General features: G+C 70.0%; 12 protein-coding genes and 1 pseudogene. 2 read left to right on the top strand and 11 right to left on the bottom strand.

Translation table 11 applies throughout. From position 1 onward, the window contains the following. Positions 1-223: 223 nt before the first annotated feature. The 5 genes and pseudogenes from OG956_RS40080 to OG956_RS40060 form a co-directional block, all read right to left on the bottom strand. Positions 224-1,395, bottom strand: a protein-coding gene (locus OG956_RS40080; protein ID WP_443065564.1) for an IS3 family transposase whose coding sequence is annotated in 2 segments (ribosomal slippage) — positions 224-1,131 and positions 1,131-1,395 — 1,173 coding nt in all. Because the reading frame shifts where the segments join, the coding sequence is not laid out codon by codon here. 194 nt (positions 1,396-1,589) lie between these two features. Continuing rightward, positions 1,590-1,865 carry an RDD family protein gene (locus tag OG956_RS40075; RefSeq protein ID WP_330343288.1) on the bottom strand — a complete coding sequence of 92 codons (276 nt, stop codon included), beginning with the start codon at positions 1,863-1,865 and terminating at the stop codon, positions 1,590-1,592. A 77-nt stretch (positions 1,866-1,942) separates the two neighbouring features. After that, positions 1,943-2,152 (bottom strand): hypothetical protein, encoded by a 210-nt coding sequence (locus tag OG956_RS40070; RefSeq protein WP_443065718.1) that lies wholly within the window; start codon positions 2,150-2,152, stop codon positions 1,943-1,945. Between the two features lie 56 nt (positions 2,153-2,208). Beyond that, a pseudogene (ddaH, locus tag OG956_RS40065) lies at positions 2,209-2,908 on the bottom strand (dimethylargininase); the annotation flags it as partial. A 390-nt stretch (positions 2,909-3,298) separates the two neighbouring features. After that, positions 3,299-4,621: an ATP-grasp domain-containing protein gene (locus OG956_RS40060; RefSeq protein WP_330343287.1), complete on the bottom strand. Its 1,323-nt coding sequence runs from the start codon at positions 4,619-4,621 to the stop codon at positions 3,299-3,301. A gap of 689 nt (positions 4,622-5,310) precedes the next feature. On the opposite strand from OG956_RS40060, the gene OG956_RS40055 reads away from it, so the two are divergent. Both OG956_RS40055 and OG956_RS40050 read left to right on the top strand, forming a co-directional pair. Next, positions 5,311-5,769 (top strand): nitroreductase family deazaflavin-dependent oxidoreductase, encoded by a 459-nt coding sequence (locus OG956_RS40055; protein WP_330343286.1) that lies wholly within the window; start codon positions 5,311-5,313, stop codon positions 5,767-5,769. 48 nt (positions 5,770-5,817) lie between these two features. Further along, on the top strand, positions 5,818-6,930 hold the full coding sequence (locus OG956_RS40050; protein WP_330343285.1) for an acyl-CoA dehydrogenase family protein: 1,113 nt from the start codon (positions 5,818-5,820) through the stop codon (positions 6,928-6,930). A 63-nt stretch (positions 6,931-6,993) separates the two neighbouring features. On the opposite strand, the gene OG956_RS40045 is transcribed toward OG956_RS40050, so the two are convergent. The 6 genes from OG956_RS40045 to OG956_RS40020 form a co-directional block, all read right to left on the bottom strand. Beyond that, complete coding sequence (locus OG956_RS40045; RefSeq protein ID WP_330343284.1) at positions 6,994-8,487, bottom strand: IMP dehydrogenase; 1,494 nt, start codon at positions 8,485-8,487, stop codon at positions 6,994-6,996. A gap of 388 nt (positions 8,488-8,875) precedes the next feature. Then, positions 8,876-10,063: a PLP-dependent transferase gene (locus tag OG956_RS40040; protein ID WP_330343283.1), complete on the bottom strand. Its 1,188-nt coding sequence runs from the start codon at positions 10,061-10,063 to the stop codon at positions 8,876-8,878. Between the two features lie 76 nt (positions 10,064-10,139). Further along, positions 10,140-11,465, bottom strand: coding sequence for a diaminopimelate decarboxylase (gene lysA, locus OG956_RS40035; protein WP_330343282.1), 1,326 nt, complete (start codon positions 11,463-11,465; stop codon positions 10,140-10,142). Next, positions 11,462-18,652 (bottom strand): amino acid adenylation domain-containing protein, encoded by a 7,191-nt coding sequence (locus tag OG956_RS40030; protein ID WP_330343281.1) that lies wholly within the window; start codon positions 18,650-18,652, stop codon positions 11,462-11,464. Before OG956_RS40030 ends, lysA begins: the two co-directional genes overlap by 4 nt. After that, a complete protein-coding gene (locus OG956_RS40025) occupies positions 18,649-19,362 on the bottom strand; it encodes a DUF6875 domain-containing protein (RefSeq protein WP_330343280.1) in 714 nt (237 codons plus the stop codon). The genes OG956_RS40030 and OG956_RS40025 overlap by 4 nt, the downstream gene beginning before the upstream one ends. Continuing rightward, complete coding sequence (locus OG956_RS40020; protein ID WP_330343279.1) at positions 19,359-20,366, bottom strand: TauD/TfdA dioxygenase family protein; 1,008 nt, start codon at positions 20,364-20,366, stop codon at positions 19,359-19,361. Before OG956_RS40020 ends, OG956_RS40025 begins: the two co-directional genes overlap by 4 nt. Positions 20,367-20,491 lie beyond the last annotated feature (125 nt).

Genomic DNA, 20,491 nt, shown 5'->3' with positions numbered 1-20,491 from the left:
CCCGGGCGGGTAATGGGCACCGTGTTGAGATAGGCCGGGTTGGGGCGGAACGGCACTTGGAGCCGCTCCCGGGGGTGTGGTCGGCGTGGGTGGAACAGAGCCCGGCCCCTGCGACTGTGGTTGCCAGCCGCTCTGTGGGGGCTGCTGCAGGTATGGATTTCCGCTTCCCGGCGGGGTGGGGTAAGACATGGGGGGCTTCCACCTTGATCGCGGACACCGGTTGTCATGCAGCGATGGCCAGCGTAGTTGATCTCTGTTCGAAGGCGACCGGCGCGAGGTAGCCGATTGTGGAGTGCCTGCGCCGGTGGTTGTAGAAGCCGAGCCAGCGGAAGACCGCGAGCCGGGCGGCTCGTTCGCTCGGCCAGCCGCGCCGGTCGGGAAGGATCTCCCGCTTGAGCGAGGCGAAGAACGACTCCGCGGCGGCGTTGTCCGCGGAGGTGCCGACCGCTCCCATGGATCGGAGAATCCCGGCCTGGTGGCAGGCGTCGGCGAACGCCTTCGACCCGTACTGAGCCCCGTGATCGCTGTGGAAAATGATGCCGTCCCCCTGTCCACCGCGAGTGCGGACGGCCGCGTTGAGCGCGTCGATGACGAGCTCGGCCCGCATGTGCTCGGCCATCGACCAGCCCAGCAGGCGACGAGAGAACACGTCGATGACAGTGGCCAGATAAAGGAATTTCCCGCCGGCGACGGGCAGATAGGTGATGTCACCGACCCAGGCCCGGTCGGGGGCGGACGCGGTGAAGTTCCGCCGCAGCAGATCGGGCACCGCCTGGGCGGCGGGGTCCGGGATCGTGGTGCGGTGCCGCCGCTTCAACCTCCGCCCCTGGATGCCGTGTTGGCGCATGAGTCGCTCGATGCGCTTGCGGTTCACCATCACACCGCCCGCGCGGAGTTCGGCGGTGATCCGCTTGGCCCCGTACGTCTTCCCGGACTCTGTGTGCACCTTGCGTATCCGCCGGGTGAGCGCGGCGTCGTCGGCCTTCTTCGCTGCGCGCGCCGGGGCGGTCTTCAGCCACCGGTAGAACCCGGACCGGGACAGATTCAGCACGGTGCACAGCCGCTTCACGCCAAAGGCGTCGCGATGGTCGGCAACGAACTCGAAGCGGCTCACCAGTTCGTCTCGCCCGCAAAATACTTGGCCGCCCGACGCAGGATGTCACGTTCCATCTCCAGCTCGCGGACCTGCTTGCGCAAGGCCGCGATCTCCGCGTCCTTCGCGGACTCCGCGATCGCCTCGGGCCTCTCGGCCTTCTCCGCGGCCTTGATCCACTGCCGCAGCGTCTCGTGGTTCACGCCGAGCTCGGCGGCGATGCGTGAGACAGGCCGGCCCGACGAACGGGCCAGCGCCACCGCGTCGGCCCGGAACTCCACCGGGTACTTGTAGGTCCCCACCTGGGACTCCTCTCCCTGGACTCAAGATCCAGTGTCGAGGTGTCCACGATCAAGGTGGAAGGCCCTGGCGTTGTCTCTCACAGGTCTTGAAGCCGCGTCGCGGCGGCCGTGCGTTGCGCTAGCGTCGGGGTGACGACAATGTCGCTGATCTTATCGGCGAATGTCTGTCTCTTGGCGTCGCAGGTGGCTCACCATCAGCCAAGGCCGAACGCTGGCCAGTTCAGGAATTGGAGCAGCCCTCGGCCCAGGACATGTCCCGTGCGGGTTACCTGACCGTCCCGGTCGCGGATGGCACGGATACCGAGAACCTTCTTGCCCACGGCCTGCCCGGTTCGCCCGCCGCGCACCAACTGGAAGACCAGGGCGCAGACCGTGGCGAAGATGCCGGCCCAGCTCAGGATCGTCCCGGTAGCTTCTCCGCTGTCGCCGGGACTGCCGTTTTCAACCGCGATCCCGGTGCCGATCAGCACAACGGGCCGAAGTTGATCAGAACGTCCAATAGGTATGCGCCCAGGGCCGCGTCGTTCAGGTGACGTGTCCTGGTTGATCACATGATGCCGAGGGTGATCTGCGGACGGTTGGCGTCGCGGGTGTGGTGGCGGAGGCCAGCGGCGATGTTCGTCTGGCCGACGAGTCGGAGAGCGCCGATGGCCAGGTTGCGCAGGGATGCCATGGCACGTGGAGCGGTGCCGGTGCGTACGCGGGAGGCGTCCTCGGCGTACGTGGTGTCCCTGACGTGGTGGATCTTGTCGGTCACCCCTAGACGGCGGCGCACGATCTGCACGGCCTGCACCGCGTGTGGGAATGCGATCCCGGTGTCTTGCCCCTGCTGTGCGCCGTAGCCATCGCTCGTTGCGCTGCGTCCGGGAGAAGGACGTGGAGGCCGTCGGAGAGCGCATTGAGGCCGAAGACCTCGGCGTCATCGGCCGTCGCGAGGATGGCGTCGGGGAACAGCTCGCGCAGGACGCTCTGGCTGCCGGGAGTGAACGCCTCAGGGTGGTACATGATCTCTGTGTCAGAGAGGACGGCCAGTGCGGTGTCCAGGTGGTAGAAGTCGGGGTTCACCAGGGTCAGCCCGATCACCGGAAGCCCGAAGAACTCCTGGGTCTTGGCGTGCGAGCGGGGGTCGGTTCGGAAGCCGGCGCCGGCCAGCACCGTGCGCCCGACCACCAGGTAGTCGCCTTCACCTTCGTTGATGTGTTCGGGCCAACGGACGTCGCCGTAGCCGTGCTCGACGAACCAGGACAAGTAGGCCGGGCCTTCCGCGGTGCGCTCCGCGTGCCGGAACCTGGCCGCGAGCACCCGGCCGTCGATCACGGTTGCACCGTTCGCCGCGAACACCATGTCGGGGAGGCCAGGAAGCGGATCGATTACCTCGACGGTGGCCCAGGCTCTCGTAGAGGTTCTTGAGTTGCACCCACTGGGCCTGAGCGAGCGAACCGTCCACCGGCTTGGCCGGGTCCATCCACGGGTTGATCGCGTACGTCACGTCGAAATGCTGCGGCGGGCACATCAGGAGGCGCCGGGGGTGGCCTTCCGGGCCTGAGCGGTCTCGGTGGTCGACAAAGGGGTTTCCTCGTTCTTTTGAGTGGCGCCGGGGTGCGGGGTCGCCGCTCCGCGGCACGTGGGTGGGTTGCGGGGGGGCGGAGGGGCGCCGTCACACCGAGTTCCTTGCCAGAGAGGAACGTTGGTGCCCACTCGTCCGACGGCGAACCAGGCGGGGATCAGGGCCGGTACGGAGGTCGACCTGCTGCGTGGCGGCCGGTCCCCCGGGTGGGACCGGGCGCCGCGTCGTTTCCCGGGCCGTGCGCGGGCGTTGTACGTCGGGAGGGGTGCCGGGACGTCGCCCCGGCACCCCTCTTGTCCGTTGCGGCGGCCGCCGCGTCCGGAAGCCGCGCGGCCGTCAGCCGTCCTCGCGCCGGTAGCTCGCCAGGAGCCGGGTGTCGTGCCCGAGGGCGGGCTGCATCCTGTACAGATCCCTGCCCTTCGTGCCGGCCGGGATGACCGTGATGCGGTCGGCGAACCAGGCCAGGACCTCCTGCGACCGCTTGTGGAATTCCTCGAGTGTCCCGGTCCTGATCATGACCTGGCCGACGCGCTTGGTGGTGTCGGAGATCGCCACGGGCAGGGACGCACCCACCAGGTGGCCGAGCACGACGTACTCGACGTCGGGAAGGCTCATGACCTCGTCGTACGACGGCACGTCGAAGAGAAGGCCCGGAGGCGACGTGATGTACGTGCTGCCCACGACGCCGGGGCGCAGGCTGATCGTAACGTCCGGCTCCTCCCCGATGGCCAGCGACAGTGCGGCCTCACCGAGGTCGACACCGAACTTGCACTCGACCTGCTCGTGCATGAGGGCGCCACCCCGCCGCGCGCCGCACTCGCTGAAGTACACCTCGCCTTGATGGTGGAACAGCTCCATGTGGAAGACGCCGTCCGTGAGGCCGAGTGCCTCCAGTGCGTCCTGGGCCAGGGGCACGGCGAGGTCGAAGGTCCACGCGTCCGCGACCGGGTCGAACCGGCGTATCTGTAGCGGCGCTTGCGATTCGACCGTGCTGAGGCAGGTCTGGGTGTACGGGGCCACCGAGGCGAAGACGATCTTTCCGTTGTGGATGACGCCGTCGACCATCCACTCGTCGCCCTGCTGGAACTCCTCCACCACGAAGGTGCGCGCGTGGCCGGCCTCGGTACGGAAACGGCGCACCGTCTCGTGCAGTTCGTCGGTGCTGCGCACCGTTGCGGTCTGCCGGGTCGCGGCTCCGGTGACGGGCTTGATGACACCTGCCTCGAACGGCAGCTCGGGCAGGGCGTCGTCGTGGATGTCCTCCAGGACGAGGGACCGGGCGGTCGGGATGCCCCGGGCCCGCACGGCTTCCTTCTGAAGGTACTTGTCCCGGAAGCGCAGCGCTACGGCCAGGGTGATCCCCGGGCAGCCGAGGGCCTGCGCGAGGACCGCGACGTTGACGAGCGCGTACTCGTTCGTGGTGGTCACGGAGGCGAAGCGTTCTTCGCCGAGTCCGGCCCGGGTGAGCGCGGTCAGCACCGCCTCTGCACTGCACTCGTCTTCCACGAAGACGGCAGTGACGCAGTCTGGGAGGTCCGGGAGCCCGCTGTCCCTCCAGTAAGGGCCGTAGACGACGACGGCGGGGATGCCGCGCCTGCCGCAGGCTCGCAGAACATAGCGGTCGACCCCGACGAGCAGGGGGCGTGGGCGCGAGGTCATGATGTCGAACCTTCCAGTGCAGCATCGGCCGGAAGACCGGCTCCGGTCAGGGCAGTGCCGGCTGCGAGCTCCCCGGCAAGGTCTCCGGTCCCTGGCGAAGCTGCAAGTTTCCGCCCTGAGGATCCGGCGCGTCTGGAGCCCGGTGACCGGAATGAGCACGAGGCCGCCGTACGGCTGCCACCCGGTAATCCTCATTCTTGAGGAATCCGCGTTTGCGCCCTCGAGTTCTCCGGTATTTGTCCGGCCACAGGTCTAGTTGGGCACAAGCTAACATCATGATCACGGCGAGAGTGATGGACTCGTCCTGTGATGATCATCACATCGATGATAGTCGGAATCGACTCAACGCGCAGTGCGGTCTCATGATTCACCGCGGCCGGGCGCAGTGGATGAGTTGACGTTATTTCCTGCATGACCCGCCACATTCCAGCAATGGCGTTGTCGTTCACCTCTATTACTCGGGGGATTTCGCCGTATGTCCGGATCGGTGCCGGGTTCGTTATTCGCCCGGCGACGGACAGGGGCGCGGTGCCGGGTGTAATCTTCTGATGCGTTTTCAAATCGGCAACTCGCCGAATTTCATGTGCGGATGATTGCGGTGGGCATATGGACCGCGAATCCTCCGCGCCCTGCGGGGCCGGCGCCGTCCGGAGTGCCCCGTACCCCTGCCAGATAAAGAAGAAGGAAGCGTGCCTGCCGTGATTGCCCCGGACCCGTTCGCCATCGCCCCCACTGACAGCCGCGTCAACGGGATCGCTAACCACGCCCGCCGGTACGCCGCCACTGCCGGAGCCGAGGGCCACGATTGGCAGGGCGCCGAGACCCTGTTGCTGACCACCATCGGCCGTCGCAGCGGTCTGCCGCGACGGACCGTTGTCATCTACGGCCGCTACCAGGGCGCCTACGTCGTCGTCGCTTCCAACCTCGGCGCCGACAACCACCCCGACTGGTACCTCAACCTCCAGCAGAAGCCCACGGCCCTCATCCAGGTCCGCGATGAGCAGTTCACCGTACGGGCCCGCACCGCCGCCAGCGAGGAGCACTTGCTTCTGTGGAAGCTGATGACCGGCCTGTGGCCCGCGTACGACACCTACCAGCAGTCCACCCAGCGCCCCATCCCCACGGTCATCCTTCAGCCTCAGTCCTAGGACCCCGCCCCGTATGTGCTGCCACCCAACCCTGTTAGGCCCGGTCAGATGACGCTCCTGCCCTCCCAGCCCGTGCTCGAAGTCGAGGCCGCCGCGCTGTCCGCCGCGGAGCACGCCGCCCGAACCGACCAGGCCGGCCGGCTGCCCGACGCCGTCGCCGAGGCCCTCACTGGCACCGGTCTGCTAGCCCACTTCGTCCCCCGGGCCTTTGGCGGCGCCGCGGGACGGTTCGACGACTGCCTGCCCGCGCTGCTGCGCCTGGCCGAGGCCGATCCGTCCACCGGATGGTGCGCCGCGGTCATGACCTCCATGAGCCGGATGGCCGCCTACCTGCCCCCCGCCGGGCAGAAGGCCTTGTGGGCGCACGACCCCCACGTGCCCATCGTCGGCACCCTGCAGCCGGCCGGCACCGCCACGCCCACCCGCGGCGGATGGCTGCTGTCCGGACGGTGGTCCTTCTGCAGCGGGGTCCACCACGCCCGGTGGGCCCTGCTGTCTGCCGTGCCAGAGGATGCCCCCGGCCCGCGGTTCATGCTCGTGCCCCGCTCGGCGTGGACCACCGAGCCGACGTGGAGCGGCGCGGTCGGCCTACGCGGCACCGGCAGCGACACTCTGGTCCTCGACACAGAGCTATTCGTCCCCGACGACCACTCTTTCACCCGCGAACAGCTGTTCACGGCCAGGGACCTGCCCGCGGACGGGGACTGCTACCGCGTACCGCACGAGGCGATCAGCGGGCTCTTCTTCGCCATTCCGCTGCTCGGTGCGGCGCGCGCGGCGCTGAACTCGTGGACCGCGGCCGCGAACCGGCAACCGTCGGCGGGCTCGCTGCGCGACAGCGATGCGGCGCTGGCGACCGCCTCCGGGAAGATCGACGCCGCGGACCTCCTGCTGCGCCGGGCGGCCCGGACTTGCGATGAGCCTAACGCGCTGACGGCACTGCTCGCCGCGCGCTGCCGCCGTGACCACGCCACAGCCGCCGGGTTCCTGACCGAAGCCGTCCAGGCCCTCTTCCACAGTGCGGGGGTGCGCGCCACCAGCGGCACTGGCGCGCTGTCGCGGCTGTGGCGGGACGCCAGCACGGCGGCGCTCCATCCCGCCCTCGCCGTCGCGCCGGCCGCCCAGGAGTACGCCACGTCCCTGCTGCGGCGCGCCAAGTGAACGGTGGACGGTCCCGCGCCTTCGGCACTGAGGCCGAGGGCACGGGGCCGTCCGATCGGCCCTTTACTCCCCGGCGTCGATGGCGGGCCGGCGTACCTCGATCTCGGCGCCGGTCTGCTTGAACGACTCCGCCGACACCGGGACCAGCACCGCGTCCCGGTGGAAGTCCCGCAGGGTCGTCGACCCACAGCTGATCATGGTGGAGATCAGCTTCGCCCGGGTGCGCTCCACGTTGTCGTACAGGCTGCCCGCGTAGGGGACGTAGCCGTCGACGCCCTCCTCGAAGACCATCTGGCCGCGCTGGCCGTAGCGGGCCGCGTTCTGCGCGCGCCGCGAGCCCTCGCCCCAGTACTCCTTGTACCACTGGCCGCCGATCTGCAGCTTGCGCGAGGGGCTCTCGTCGAGCCGGGCGAAGTAGCGGCCGAGCATGATGAAGTCCGCGCCCATCGCCAGGGCGATCGCCATGTGCGAATCATTGAGCAGACCGCCGTCGCAGCACAGCGGCACGTACACCCCGGTCTCCTGGGCGTAGGCGTCGCGCGCCTCGACCACGGCGAGCAGTGCGGAGGCCTGCCCACGGCCGATGCCCTTCTGGGCCCGTGTGGTGCAGATGGCGCCGCCGCCGATGCCCACCTTCACGAACGCCGCGCCCGCGTCGGCCAGATAACGGAAGGCGCGGCCGTCGACGACGTTCCCCGCACCGACGAACACATCGTCACCGTACTTTTCCCGGGCGAATTCGAGGGTCTTCGCCTGGTACACGGAGTAACCGTCGGAGGAGTCCAGGCACAGCACGTCTGCGCCGGCCTCCACCAGGGCGGGAATGCGGTCCTTGAAGTCCCGTGAATTGATGCCGGCGCCCACCCGCAGACGCTTCTCGCCGTCCACCGACGCCCGGTGGTACGTCTTGTGAGCCTGGTAGTCCCGCTTGAGGACCAGGGAGACGACCCTGCCGTCCTCGAGTACCGGCAGGACGTCCAAGTGGTGCTGCCAGATGAGCTCGTTGGCCTCGGACAGGGTGACCGAGGCTTCGGCGGTGATCAGGGTGTCGCGGCCGCGCATCCGGTTGCCGACGGTCTCGGACGCCCCGTGCCGCTCCAGGTGGAAGTCGTCGAGGCTGATGATGCCGAGGAACTCGCTGTCCGTCTCGCCGCTCCGTGTGACCACGGCGACGCCCTGCTCGGCCTCCGAGAGCTGGCGGGTGACCTCGCCGAGCGGCGTCTGCGGCGCCACGGTGACCTCGCTGGTTCGGAAGCCGGCCTTGTGCCGCTTCACCGCGAGGACGTCCGCGGCCTGGTCCTCGATCTGCTGGTTCTGGTGGATGAACGACAGCCCGCCGACCTGCGCCAGGGCCACCGCCAGCGTCGGCGAGGACACCGCCTGCATGATGGCGCTCACCATCGGTGTGGCGATCCGGACGGCCGACTCCTCGCCGACCTGGTGACGCACCAGCGGCGCCCCGAGATCCACATTGTCCGGCGTGCAGTCCTCTGTGGTCAGGCCGGGGATGAGGAGGTATTCACTCAGCGTACGAGAGATTTCGGGGAGGATTTTCACGTCGTCTCCAGAAAGGAGCCTGCAAACCACTACCGGTGAAATTGGCGAGGCTCGTGCGGGCAGTGCAGATTGTCGCCGCCCGGTAGCGCACAGTCGGAAGAATGCGCTCTCGGGAAACTGAGAGCGGGCACACCGGCGGGACAGTGCTCGCGCGCGCAGCCGAATCGGCAGCGAAGTAACCACAGACCCAACCTGCACGGTGCTGCACAGGCGTTGACTTCCATTACGCCATACGAGATGGTACCGCACCGCACACGTTCGCCCGCTGGGCGGCGAATTGCACCTCGTCCGAACCTCCCGCCGCAGGCGCCGGCCACCGCCCCTGCGCTGACCGCCGGAACACGGCGGCACCGACGGCCGGAACGGAGCAGTGTGGGCGGCCGATGGCTCAGGACGCGGCGGAACCCCCGGCCCTGGACAAGACGTGGGACAGCGCCTGGTCGAGGTCCTTGACGATGTCCGCGGCCTCGTTGCTGAAACCGAGGGCAAGCCGCACCGTGCCGCGCGGGACCCCGATGCTCACCAGCTCGTCGTCGGAGTACTCGAAGTACGTGAAGAACGTGCTCTGTTCGACCAGAGTGTGCGGTGCGCCGAAGTTCGAGGCCATGAACGGCACGCGCAGCCGGTCGACGACCTCGGCGGTCTGCTCCTCGCTCATCCTGAGCTCGAAGGTGATGACCCCGCCGAAGCCGTTCAGGTACTGCTGCGCCAGCTTGAAGTGCGGGTGCGACTCGAGGCCGTTGTAGTAGACGCGGTCGACGGCCGGGTGCCCCTCCAGGAAGCGCGCGACCTCCAGACCCATGGCGTTGACCCGCTCCATGCGCAGCTGCAGCGTATAGAGGCTGCGGCGCAGCAGGAAGGCGGTGTTGCCGTCGACGATGGGTCCCGTCGTATCCCGGTACCAGCGCAGCTTCTCGATCAGCTCCTCGCGTCCCGAGGCCACCCCGGCCACGATGTCACCGTGTCCGCTGAGGTACTTGGTGGCGCTGAACAGCACCAGGTCCACGCCCCACTGCAGGGCGTAGTAGTTCGGCGGCGGTGAGAACGAGCTGTCCAGGGTGAGGATCACGTCCGGTCCGACGGCGGCCCGCACCCGCGCCACGTCGATCAGGTACATGTGCGGCGAGGAGGGCATCTCCAGGTGGACAAGCTTGATCCGCCCGCGCAGCGCCGCGACGTTCTCGATGAATGCCTCGGGATCCCGGATGGAGAACTCGTGCACCACGACGCCGAACTTGGGCAGGATGTGGTGGAAGACGTTGCGCACCTGCCGGTACGACTCGGACGGCAAGACCACCTCGTCGCCCGCCTCGAGCAGCGCGAGGAACGCAGTGACGTGCGCGGCCATCCCGGAGGCGAAGACCAAGGAGCTCTCGGCACCACTGAGTTCGCTGAGCTTGTTCTCCACCTCGATCCAGGTGGGGTTGGAGTACCGGCCGTAGCGCCCCGCGGGCACCGACCTGTTGTGCAGGCCGTCCTTCACGTGCTCCGCGTTGTTGAAGTAGTAGGAGGCGCTTTGGTACGTCGGCGACTCGATGCTGTTGGTGTACGCATCCTGGGGACGCTGTTTGGTCATCCTGGCTCCTTGCTGGCACGACTGGGGGCAGGTGCTGCCGCCACGGCGGCCGGGGGCCGCCATGGCGGGTTGGTGATCAGCCGACGTCGAGGCGCATCAGATCCTCGACCGTCTCGCGGCGCACGATCTCGCGCGCCCGGCCCTCAGTCACCGCGATCACGGGCGGTCGCGGGATCTGGTTGTAGTTGTGCGCGAGGCTGCGGCAGTACGCGCCGGTGCCTGGCACCGCGAGCAGGTCGCCGGCCCGGACGTCGGACGGCAGGTGGTCCTCGCGCACTACCACATCTCCGGCGTCGCAGTGCTTGCCGACGACGCGGACCAGCGCGGGAGGCGCGTCCGAGACGCGCCCGGCAAGCTGCACGGAGTATGCGGCGTCGTACAGCGCGGTGCGCACGTTGTCGCTCATGCCGCCGTCGACCGCGACGAAGGTGCGGATGCCCGCGCGGTGCTTGACTGCGCCGACCCGGTAGAGCGTCACCCCTGCCGGGCCGGCGATGGCGCGGCCCGGCTCGATGGCCAGGCGCGGCATCGACACCCCGAGCGCGGCGCACTCCTTCTCCACCACGGTCCGCAGGATGTCGGCCATTTCCTTGGCCGGAGTGGGCACGTCGTCTTCGGTGTAGGCGATGCCGAAGCCGCCGCCGAGATCGAGCTCGGGCAGCTCGATGCCGTCCTGGGCCAGCCGGGCCCGCAGCTCGGCCAGCCGCTTTGCGGCGGCCTCGAAACCGGCCGTGTCGAGGATCTGCGAGCCGATGTGGCTGTGCAGGCCGCGCAGTTCGAGCAGGCTGTTGTCCGCCACCCGGCGCACCGCCTGCTCGGCGTCGCCGCTGACCAGCGAGAAACCGAACTTCTGGTCCTCGTGCGCGGTGGCGATGTACGCGTGGGTGTCGGCCTGTACTCCCACCGTGACTCGCAGCAGCACTCCGGGCCTGCTGCCGGGAAAGCGCGGCACCAGTTCCTCGAGCCGGTCGAGTTCCTCGGCGGAGTCGACGACGATGCGCCCGACCCCGTACGCGAGGGCCGCGGCCAGGTCTGCCTCTGACTTGTTGTTGCCGTGGAGCAGGATGCGCTCGGCCGGGAAGTCCACGGCCTTGGCGTAGGCGAGTTCGCCCTCTGTGCAGACGTCCAGGCTCAGGCCGGTCTCCTTGGCGATGCGGGCGCTGGTGCGGGTGAGAAACGCCTTGCTCGCGTAGTAGACGTCGAAGTCGTGGAACGCCTCACGGAAGGTGGTGCAGCGTTTCCGGAAGTCGGCCTCGTCGAAGACGTACGCGGGTGTTCCGTACCGCTCGGCTATGTCCGTCACCGGTACGCCGCCGATGGACAGAACCCCGTCCGGGCCCTGTTCGGCTGTGGCGGGCCAGATGCCGGGGCGTAGCGCGCGCACCTCGGGTGTCGTGGTCATGAGCCCTCCCCGGTGTGCTGCGTGCGGCCGGCGTCCGCCGCATCCACGGCTTGGTGGAGTTCTGCGGCGCTGAGCATGCTGACGTGATCGCCCGGGATCGTCGTGATGGCCATGGTGGCGCCCAGTGGACGCCAGCCCTCGGGAGCTTTCTCGTGGCCCGCCGTGACGACTTCGGGCAGGCACAGCGTCAGCCGCGGCACCTGACCGGTGGGCTTCCACGCGTCCATCGCCGCGTGGAAGCTCAGCCGCATCCGCAGCTTGCCGAGCAGCTGGTGGTCGGGAGCTCCCGGCCCGTTCGGACCGAGCAGGTCGACGAGCGCCGCGGCACGCTGCGGGATCGGCAGCTGCCGGGTCGCGGCGAGTGCCTCGGCGATCGCGGGCTTCGTCTGGTGCGGGAGCTCGACGTGTGCGTGGTCGACCAGGGCGGCGTCCGGGTTCGCTGGCGGCTCGGCCGGCGTCGGGTCCATCACGATCAGGTCGTCGATGCGGTCGCCGTCGCCGTCCGTGTGTGCCTGGCGCGCAATCTCGTAGATCAGCGGCGCACCCATGCACCAGCCCGCCAGGGTGTACTGGCCGGAGGGCTTCGCCGCGCGGATCTGGTCCAGGTAGCGGCGGGCCAGCGCGTGCATCGTCGTGCTCTCGCAGGTGTGGTCGTGCGGCAGGCCGTAGCAGTCCCAGCCACGGCCGAGCACACCGGCCATCGGCGCATACCAGTCGATCCGCCCGTCGACTGGGTGGATCATGAACAGGGTGCGCGCGGGCCGGTCGACCGGCGCGGTGGTGAGCGGGACCATCCGGGCGGCGCGCTCCACCTCGGCGGCGAACCGGTCGGCGACCTGCGTCGCCTCCTCGGCGGACAGCAGCGCCGGGTCCACGGACAGCCAGCAGATCACCGTGCCATCCGCGGCTGGGGCGACCGTCACGTCGAGCGGGGTCGGCAACACGTTGGCGGCGGCGATGGTCGCCGCTTCCGGAGCCGCGGCCGGCTTCAGCACATGGCCGCTGCCGGGCAGTTGGTGCCCCCCGAGGTAGTTGAACGTGACCTGGGGCGATGCGATGGAGCTCAGCTGCCTGCCGAGCAGCGAGTCCGGGTGCAGGTAACGCGCCCGACCGAAGCCGGTACCGGCGTCCGGGACCGCAGCGAGCTGCCGGTCGACGGCGGCCGCGGCGTCGACGAGGCGCGCCGGGTCCGCGTCGAGGTCGGTGAGCAGCGCGGGGTAGAGCGATGTCAGCCAGCCGACCGCCTTTTCCAGGCCGCCCTCACCGGATTGGGTCCGGCCGTGTCCCTCCAGCCACACGTACAGGTCCGGGCCGTCGCTGTGCGGGGCCAGCGCGCGGTGCAGCGCCGCCAGCAGGACCGATTGGGCACTGATGTCGTGCAGCCGACGGGTCTCCTGTCCCAGGTAAGTGGCGACTCGGTGCGACAGACGGGAGTTCACCCGGATCCGGTCTCCGGCCCCGGCCGCTGCGGCGGCCGTTCCGGCACCGGAGAGCACCGGTTTGTGTGCCTTGGCCAGCGTCTCCCAGTGCGTCTCAGACGCAGGCGCCGCAGTGGCCTCGGCGGGGATGCCCGGTGCCGCGCCGTCGGGAAGGTCCCGGCCCTCCCGCAGCGCCCGGTGGGCCCACTCGATGTCGTCGGTGAGGATCTGCCAGGACACCACATCGATGATCAGGTGGTGCGCGATCAGGTACACCCAGGTACGGGAGCTGCCCGGGTCGCGCACCAGCGCGAAGTGCGCCATCCGGCCGCCCTCGATGACGATGTGACGGTGCAGACCGCGCAGCAGGGCGTCGAGCCGCTGCTCGAGCGGCTGCTCGCCGTCCGGCACCGTGTGCTCGCTCAGCAGATCACTGGCCGTCTCCTCGTCGAGGACGGCCTTCCAGGTGTCCGCGTCGCGGGTGAACCGGGTACGGAACGCGTCGTGACGGCGGATCACCCAACCCAGCGCCGCGCGCAGCATCTGCGGGTCGCCGTCGTCGGCCATCTCGAACAGGCGCGCCTGATGGAAGTGGTCCGGTTCGGCGAACCGCTGATCGAAGAACCAGGCCTGGATCGCCGTGAGCGGAAGCACGGTCCCGCCCGGGCGGCGTTCGGTCACCGCGACGACGTCGCTGTCGGGGCGGTGGGTGATCAGGTGGTCCAGGGCGCGGACGGTCGGTGCGGTCAGCAGATCCGCGACGCTCACGTCCACACCGAGGGCCCGGGCTCGGGCGGCGGCCCGGATCGCCTGCAGCGAGTCGCCGCCGCAGGCGAAGAAGTCGTCGTCGAGACCGACGCGCGGCTGCTGGAGGGTTTCCCGCCACACCTGCAACAGCAGTTGCTGACGGGGCGTCTCCGGCTCGGCGGCCGGGCCTGAACCGGTCTGCTCCGGCGGTTCCGGCAGCTGCGACGCCTGGATCTTCCCGGTGGACGTACGCGGAAGCCGGTCCATGAGGACGAAGGAGGCCGGAAGCATGTACGAGGGCAGGCGCTGTGCCGCCCACTCCCGAAGATGCTCCGGACCGACGGCGCTGCCAGCCGAGGCGGCGACGTACGCGATCAGGCGCTGCGTACCACCGGACTCTCTCAGCAGCACCGCAGCGTCGGCGACGTCCGGGTGCTTCAGCAGACAGGCGGTGACCTCGCCGAGCTCCACGCGGAACCCGCGGATCTTCACCTGGTCGTCGAGGCGTCCGAGGATCTCGAACCTCCCGGCCCGCAGCCGGGCCCGGTCACCGGTCCGGTACAGGCGCTGCCCCGCGAGCGGTCCGGCCGTCGGGGCAAGGAACCGCTTAGCGGTCAGCTCGGGGCGGCGGTGGTAGCCGACGGCCACCCCGGGGCCGCCGATGTACAGCTCGCCGGCCGCACCAGCGGGCAGCAGGCGCCCGTCAGGATCCAGCACCACCATGCGGTAGTTGGCCAGCGGCCCACCGACGCTGACCCGCGTCCCTGCGCCAGGAGCCGCCGGGTGCAGGCGCTCGGCGGAGCACCAGACGGTGCCCTCGGTCGGGCCGTACTCGTTGTCCAGGGCGGCGTCGGGCACGCGGAGGGCGTGTTCGCGGATGTCGTCCGGGCTGCACGCCTCGCCGCCGATCGCCACCACCCGCAGCCGTGACTGCCAGCTGGCCGGCAGGGTCCGCACCAACTGCCGGTAGAACGACGCGGTGAAGTTGACGTGCGTGACCTCGCACCGCTCGATGAGTGCACGGATGCGGTCGGGGTCCCGGGCGTGGTCGGCGGTGTCCGGGACCACGATGGTGCCGCCCGACCACAGTGTCCAGAGCATCATGTGCGGTGCGACGTCGAAGATCACCGGAAGCGTGATCAGGGTCTTGACCGGCGCACCGGAGTCCGTGCCCACCGCCTGGAGGTACCTGGTACGGGCGTGTACCGCGGCGCACGCGTTGGCATGGCTGGTCAGGACTGCCTTCGGGGTTCCGGTGGAGCCCGAGGTGTAGACGAGGTACGCGCCGTCGGTGGGACGGACGTCCGCCTCGGCGGGGGCGCCGGTGTCCGGTGCCGTGCCGTCGGACAGGTCGTCGGCGTACACCACGGGCACACCCGCGGGCGCGCCGGACGGCGTCGCACCGGCCAGGGCGGCGCGGTCGGCGACGACGACGCTCGGGGCGGCGTCCTCGTACATCGCGCTGGTTCGGGCCGGGGGCTGCGCCGGGTCAATGCACACGTAGAGCGCACCGGCCCGCAGCGTGGCCAGGATCGCCGTGATGAGGCCGAGGCCGGCGGGGCAGGTGATCGCGACGACCTCGCCGGCCGCCAGCCCCGCCTCGGTGAGCCGCTGCTGGAGGTCCTGGGCGTGCCGGTCGAGCTGACGGTACGTCCACGATGATCCGGCGTGCTCGAGGGCGACCGCGTCCGGGTGGTCGGCCACTGCGGCTGCGAAGCCGGCGTGCAGAGTGTCGTACGGCACCTCGTCGGCCGGGCCCGTGCTCATGGCCAGGACCTGCTGCGTCTGCGCGGCACCCAGCAGGTCCAGTTCGCGCACCGGCTTGTCGGCCGAGCGCGACAGCAAGCTCAGCACCGTCTCGAACCCGTCGAGGAGTTCGCGGGCAGTGTCCGCGTCGAACAGGTCGGTGTCGTACTCCCACAGGATGGTCATCCCGCCGAGTCCGCTCCCGTCGGGCAGGCGCGGGTCGGGTACGCACACCACGTTGATGTCGCCCTTGGCGGACGCGTTGTGCTCGATGACCAGGCTTGCCTGCACAGGCCCCATCTGCAGGTGCGGCCGGGGGGTGTCGTGGAACGCGAACATCAGGTTGAACAGCGGGTTCCGGCCGGGGTCGCGCGGCAGGTCCAGGCGGGCCAGCAGGTCGAGCAGCGGCAGTTCCTGATGGTCCTGCGCGCCGAGTACGACGTTCATCGTCGCGCGCAGGAACTCGCTCAGCGAGCCGGCCGGGTCGATGCGCACGCGCAGCGGAAGCGCGTTGACGAACATCCCGAGGAGCCGGTCGGTGCCGGGCTGGCGGCGGTTGACCAGCGCCGACCCTAGGACGATGTCCTCCTCGCCGGTGTGCTGCCACACCTGCAGCGCGAATGCCGACAGGAACACCGCGAAACGGCTCACCTCATGCCGAGCGGCCAGCTCGTCGAGGCCGTTCATGACTTCGGCCGGGATGTGCGCGCTCAGTCGGCCGCCGCGATACGACCGGGCCACCGGCCGGGAGCGGTCCGCGGCGAACGTCGCGCCGTCGCGGGGACAGCCGGACAGCTCGTGACGCCAGTACGCGACCTGGTCGGCGTAGTCGCCGCTGTTGCGCCACGCGTGGTGCCAGGCGGCGAAGTCCCGGTACTGCACGGGCAGCACCGGCAGCTGCGGCTGCCGGCCGGCGACGATTGCGTCGTAGGCGTCGCGGAGTTCGGCCAGGAACAACTGGGCTGACCAGCCGTCGTGCGCGAAGTGGTGCTCGACCTGCAGCAGCCGCCACTCGTCGGGGGCGAGCCTGAATAGGTTCCAGCGCACCAGTGGCAGGGTGGCGACGTCGAAGCCGACGGCGACCTCGGCGCGCATCCGGGCCGTGAGTTCCGCGTCGCGGTCCTGTTCGGGCAGGCCGGTGAGGTCGACGACCTCGACCTTCACCTGCCAGGGCTCGTGGACGACTTGGATCGGCCCGTTGGATCCGTCGTGGAAGGTGGAGCGGAGGATCTCGTGCCGGGACACGATGTGCGACAGCGCCCGCTGCAGCGCGGTGATGTCCACCGGGCCGTGCATCTGCAGGGAGAACTGGGTGTTGTACGCGAGCGCGTCCGGGGTCAGCTGGGTCAGGACCCAGATCTGCTCCTGTTGGCCGCTGAGCGGATAGCCGGCGGCACCGTCCGGTCCGGTCTCGGTGGGCGCGGTGCCGGGTTGAATCCGCGGACGGTCGGACGGGGTCCCGGCACGGACCAGGGCGGCGATGTCCGTGATGGTCGGGGTGGCGAACAGGGCGCTGACCGGAAGGTCGACGGCGTGCTGGCCGGCCACGACGGCGGCGAGCTGGATCAGGGCGAGCGAGTTCGCGCCCAGCATGAGCAGCGACCGGTCCACCGGGACGTTCGGCACGCCGAGGATGGCCGCGGCCGCGGCCGCCAGCTGTTCTTCCAGGGCGTCGGCCGGCCGGGCGCCGGCCGGGTCGGCGGCCGGGTCGGGCAGCCGCGCCTGGTCGATTTTGCCGGCCGCGGTCCGGGGCAGTTCGTGGATCACGACGTATGCGGAGGGGACGAGGTACGCCGGAACCCGTTCGCGCAGATAGCGGTCGCAGTCGGCGAGGAGCGACGCCTCGTCGGCACCGTCTGCCCCGGATCCGGGAGCCGACGGGCCGGGGCCCGCGTCCGGCACCGGCACCAGGTAGGCGACGAGCGAGGTCGACCCGGAGGCCGAGGTGGCACGTCCGGTGACGTGGGCCTGGAGGATGCGGGGGTGTTCCATCAGCACGGACTCGACGTGGCCCGGTTCCACGCGGTGCCCGCCGACCTGCACCTGCCGATCGGCGCGCTCCAGGAACATGAAGGCGCCGGAGGGGTCCTGCTGGACGAGGTCGCCGGTCCGGTAGGCGCGTTCGCCGTCGATGGTGAGGAACCGCTCGGTGGTCAGTTCCGGGCGGTTGAGGTAGCCGAGCGCCAGGTTGGCGCCGGTGATCACCAGTTCGCCACTGCCGGTGGTGGGCTGGCCGTCGCCGTCGAGGAGGAGGTAGCCGGTGTTGCGTACCGGTCGGCCGATGGTCATCGGCGTCTGTTGCCGGGTCGCGGCGTCGTAGACCAGGCCGTAGCTGGAGACGACGCATGCTTCGGTCGGGCCGAACTCGTTGAGCAGGGAGGTGTCTGGCAGCAGGCGGGCGTGCCGCTCGATCACCGCGGGGCTCCACCGCTCGCTGCCGACGCCGACGGCCTGGAGGGTGGTGGGGGGCCGGCTCGCGGCGCGATCGAGGAAGACGCTATACAGCGACGCCGGGTAGATCAGCTGCGTGACGCGGTGCTCGTGCACGAGGTCGACGGTCCGGGCGACGTCGGTGAGGCCGACCGGGTCGATGATCAGGGTGCCGCCGGTCAGCAGCGTCCAGAACAGGACGCCGGTGGTGAGGTCGAACGCCGGTGAGTGCAGCAGCAGCACCCGGCCGGCCGCGCCGAACCAGTCGGCCCGCGCCGCCGTGGAGTTCAGCAGCGCGCTGTGCGGAACCAGCACGCCCTTGGGCGCGCCGGTCGAGCCGGAGGTGTAGATCACGTACGCCGGCTGGGAGGGGTCGACCGTCGCGTCCGTGGGCGGTGCCGTCGGCTGCTGAGCGATCAGGTCCTGGTACGCCCGTATCGGCGCGGTCGTGTGTTCGCGCAGCCGGGTGGCCCGGTCGACGGTGGTGACGACCAGCGCCGGCCGGGCCTCGGCGAACACGTCGCGCAGGAAGGCGTCCGGCGCGTCCGGGTCGAGCGGCAAGTACACGGCACCGGCGGCGAGTACGCCCAGCACAGTGGCGACGAACTCGGGCGAGCGCTCGAGGACCACGGCCACGACGGGGGCTTGCCCCGCCGGGGCGGACGAGGCGGGGCCCGCAGCACGTACGCCGGCGGCGACGGCGTGTGCCTTCTCGGCCAGGTCCTGGTAGGTCAGCGACCCGGACGCGGTGACGACGGCGTCCGAGGTCCGGTGTTCGTGGTAGGCAGTCTCCAGAGCCGCGGCGAGCGTCGGCTCGGCGAGGGCGGCCGGGGGATGCAGGGTCACGATGACTCTCCCGATGAAAGAGCTTGACGGGCGGCACTCACCTTGGCCTCGAGGCCTTCCCGCGCCGCCAAGCTGAGCCGGGGGCCGATGTACCGCTGGTACGCCAGGAGGTAGCTGAGCCGGTCGGCCGGCGAGGTGCCGGGCTGATCAGCGAACAGCAGGTCGTGGGGGGTCATGGCACGGACGGCGAACATCGGCTCCGGGCACTGCATCACCGGGAACGCCCGGTTGTGTACACCGCCGACGGTGCTTTCTGCGTGGAACTCGCCCAGCATCAGGCCGCGTTCGACGGCCTCGGGCCGCAGCAGGCCGTGCCCGCCGTCGATGAAGCCGGCCGCCTGCTCGCGCGGCAGGCCGGGGAAGAAGCCGAGCAGGGCGGCGGTCGACCACTGCGGCCCGGCTGCGACCTCCTCGAACACGTCGAGCAGCAGTCGGCCTGCCTCTGCGGCATCGGCGGGGGTCGTTGCGTGCACGGTGAGCGCGACCAGCCATACCGTGTTGGCGCGGATGGCGGGCGCGAGCCGCGGACAGACCGCCCCGGACCGGCCCAGGTCGGGGTGCGGCTGGGTGACGAATTCCTCCACCCAGCGCATTCCGGCCCGGTACTGCGGGTAGCGGTCGAAGACCGCGGCGGCGTCGGCCGCCCGGGTCAGCGACCCGGGGATGACCTCCGGCGCCGCGGCCGTGACGACGGTCCGGGCGGTGCTCACCGGGCTTCCTGCGCGGACGCCTCGTCGCTGTCCGTCTTCGGCTCGACCAGCGGCACGCCCGCCAGCGCGTACGAGGTGAAGCCGTCCGGGCCGACAGGGATGTCACCGACGGTCGACGTCCGGTGCATGATGCGAACGTGGCCCTCCTCGGTGAGGTGGTCAATGTCGGCGGCGGCCAGGTGCGCGGTGGAGCGGTTGTCCCACACCGCGAACGATCCCGGCTCCCAGGCGAACCGGCAGGTGTACTGCGGCCGGGTCAGCTCCTCGAAGAGCAAGTCGAGGATCCGGCGGCTCTCGACCGGGTTCATGCCCAGGATGCGGGCGGTACGCGACGGGTTGACGAAGAGGGCCTTCTCGCCGGTCTCGGGGTGCACGCGCACCACCGGGTGCACGGCCTCCCGCTCGTTCCCGATCATGTCGAGGGCCTTCTTCTCGACTGGGTTCCGCGGGTCCAGTTGCTGGGCCGGCCAGAAGGTGTGCAGGGCCTGGAGCCCGTCGATCATGTTCCGGATCGGCTCGGAGAGGCCCTCGTAGGCGGCCACCAGGTTCGTCCAGTGCGTGTCACCGCCGAACGGCGGGACCGCGTCGGCGCGCAGGAACGCGATCGCCGGCGGGTTCACCACCTGCGAGGCGTCGACGTGCCAGCCGCTGATGCTGGACACCCACTTGCTGCGGAACACCGCCTCGTAGTCGGCGCCCACCAGCTTCTTGTCGAGCTGCGGCGAAATAGTCAGGATCTGCGGGAACGGGTTGAGCTCCTCGGTGTCCTGGATCCGGGCGCGTACCGCGAGGGGGCCGAAGCGCTGCGCGAAGGCGACGTGCGAGGCGTGGTCCAGGTGCTGGTCGCGGAAGAACAGCGCCTTGTGCGTGTACAGGGCCTGGCGCAGTTCTTCGATCGTGGCGTCGTCGAGGTCGGCTTTGAGGTCGATGCCGTCGATGTACGCGCCGATATAGCCCGCGGCCGGACGCACGTTCAGCTTGGTTGCGGTTGACGTTTGCGACATGGTTCATCCTTGTTGTTCGTGCCGCGCCGGTGGCGCGACGGAGCTCGATTTCCGTGTCGGGGCAGGCGTGATTGCGCGCAGCGGTGGTCGGGAGGGCGGGCATGCGGCCCGGCGCACGGCAAAGG

Source organism: Streptomyces sp. NBC_00557, assembly GCF_036345995.1.
Lineage (GTDB): Bacteria > Actinomycetota > Actinomycetes > Streptomycetales > Streptomycetaceae > Streptomyces.
This window is presented reverse-complemented; position numbering and strand designations above follow the sequence as displayed.

Excerpts from the sequence above, each read along its gene's own strand:
- OG956_RS40060 (WP_330343287.1), bottom strand. The coding sequence starts at position 4,621 with ATGACCTCGCGCCCACGCCCCCTGCTCGTCGGGGTCGACCGCTATGTT.
- OG956_RS40050 (WP_330343285.1), top strand. The coding sequence starts at position 5,818 with ATGACGCTCCTGCCCTCCCAGCCCGTGCTCGAAGTCGAGGCCGCCGCG.
- OG956_RS40040 (WP_330343283.1), bottom strand. The coding sequence starts at position 10,063 with ATGACCAAACAGCGTCCCCAGGATGCGTACACCAACAGCATCGAGTCG.
- lysA (WP_330343282.1), bottom strand. The coding sequence starts at position 11,465 with ATGACCACGACACCCGAGGTGCGCGCGCTACGCCCCGGCATCTGGCCC.
- OG956_RS40020 (WP_330343279.1), bottom strand. The coding sequence starts at position 20,366 with ATGTCGCAAACGTCAACCGCAACCAAGCTGAACGTGCGTCCGGCCGCG.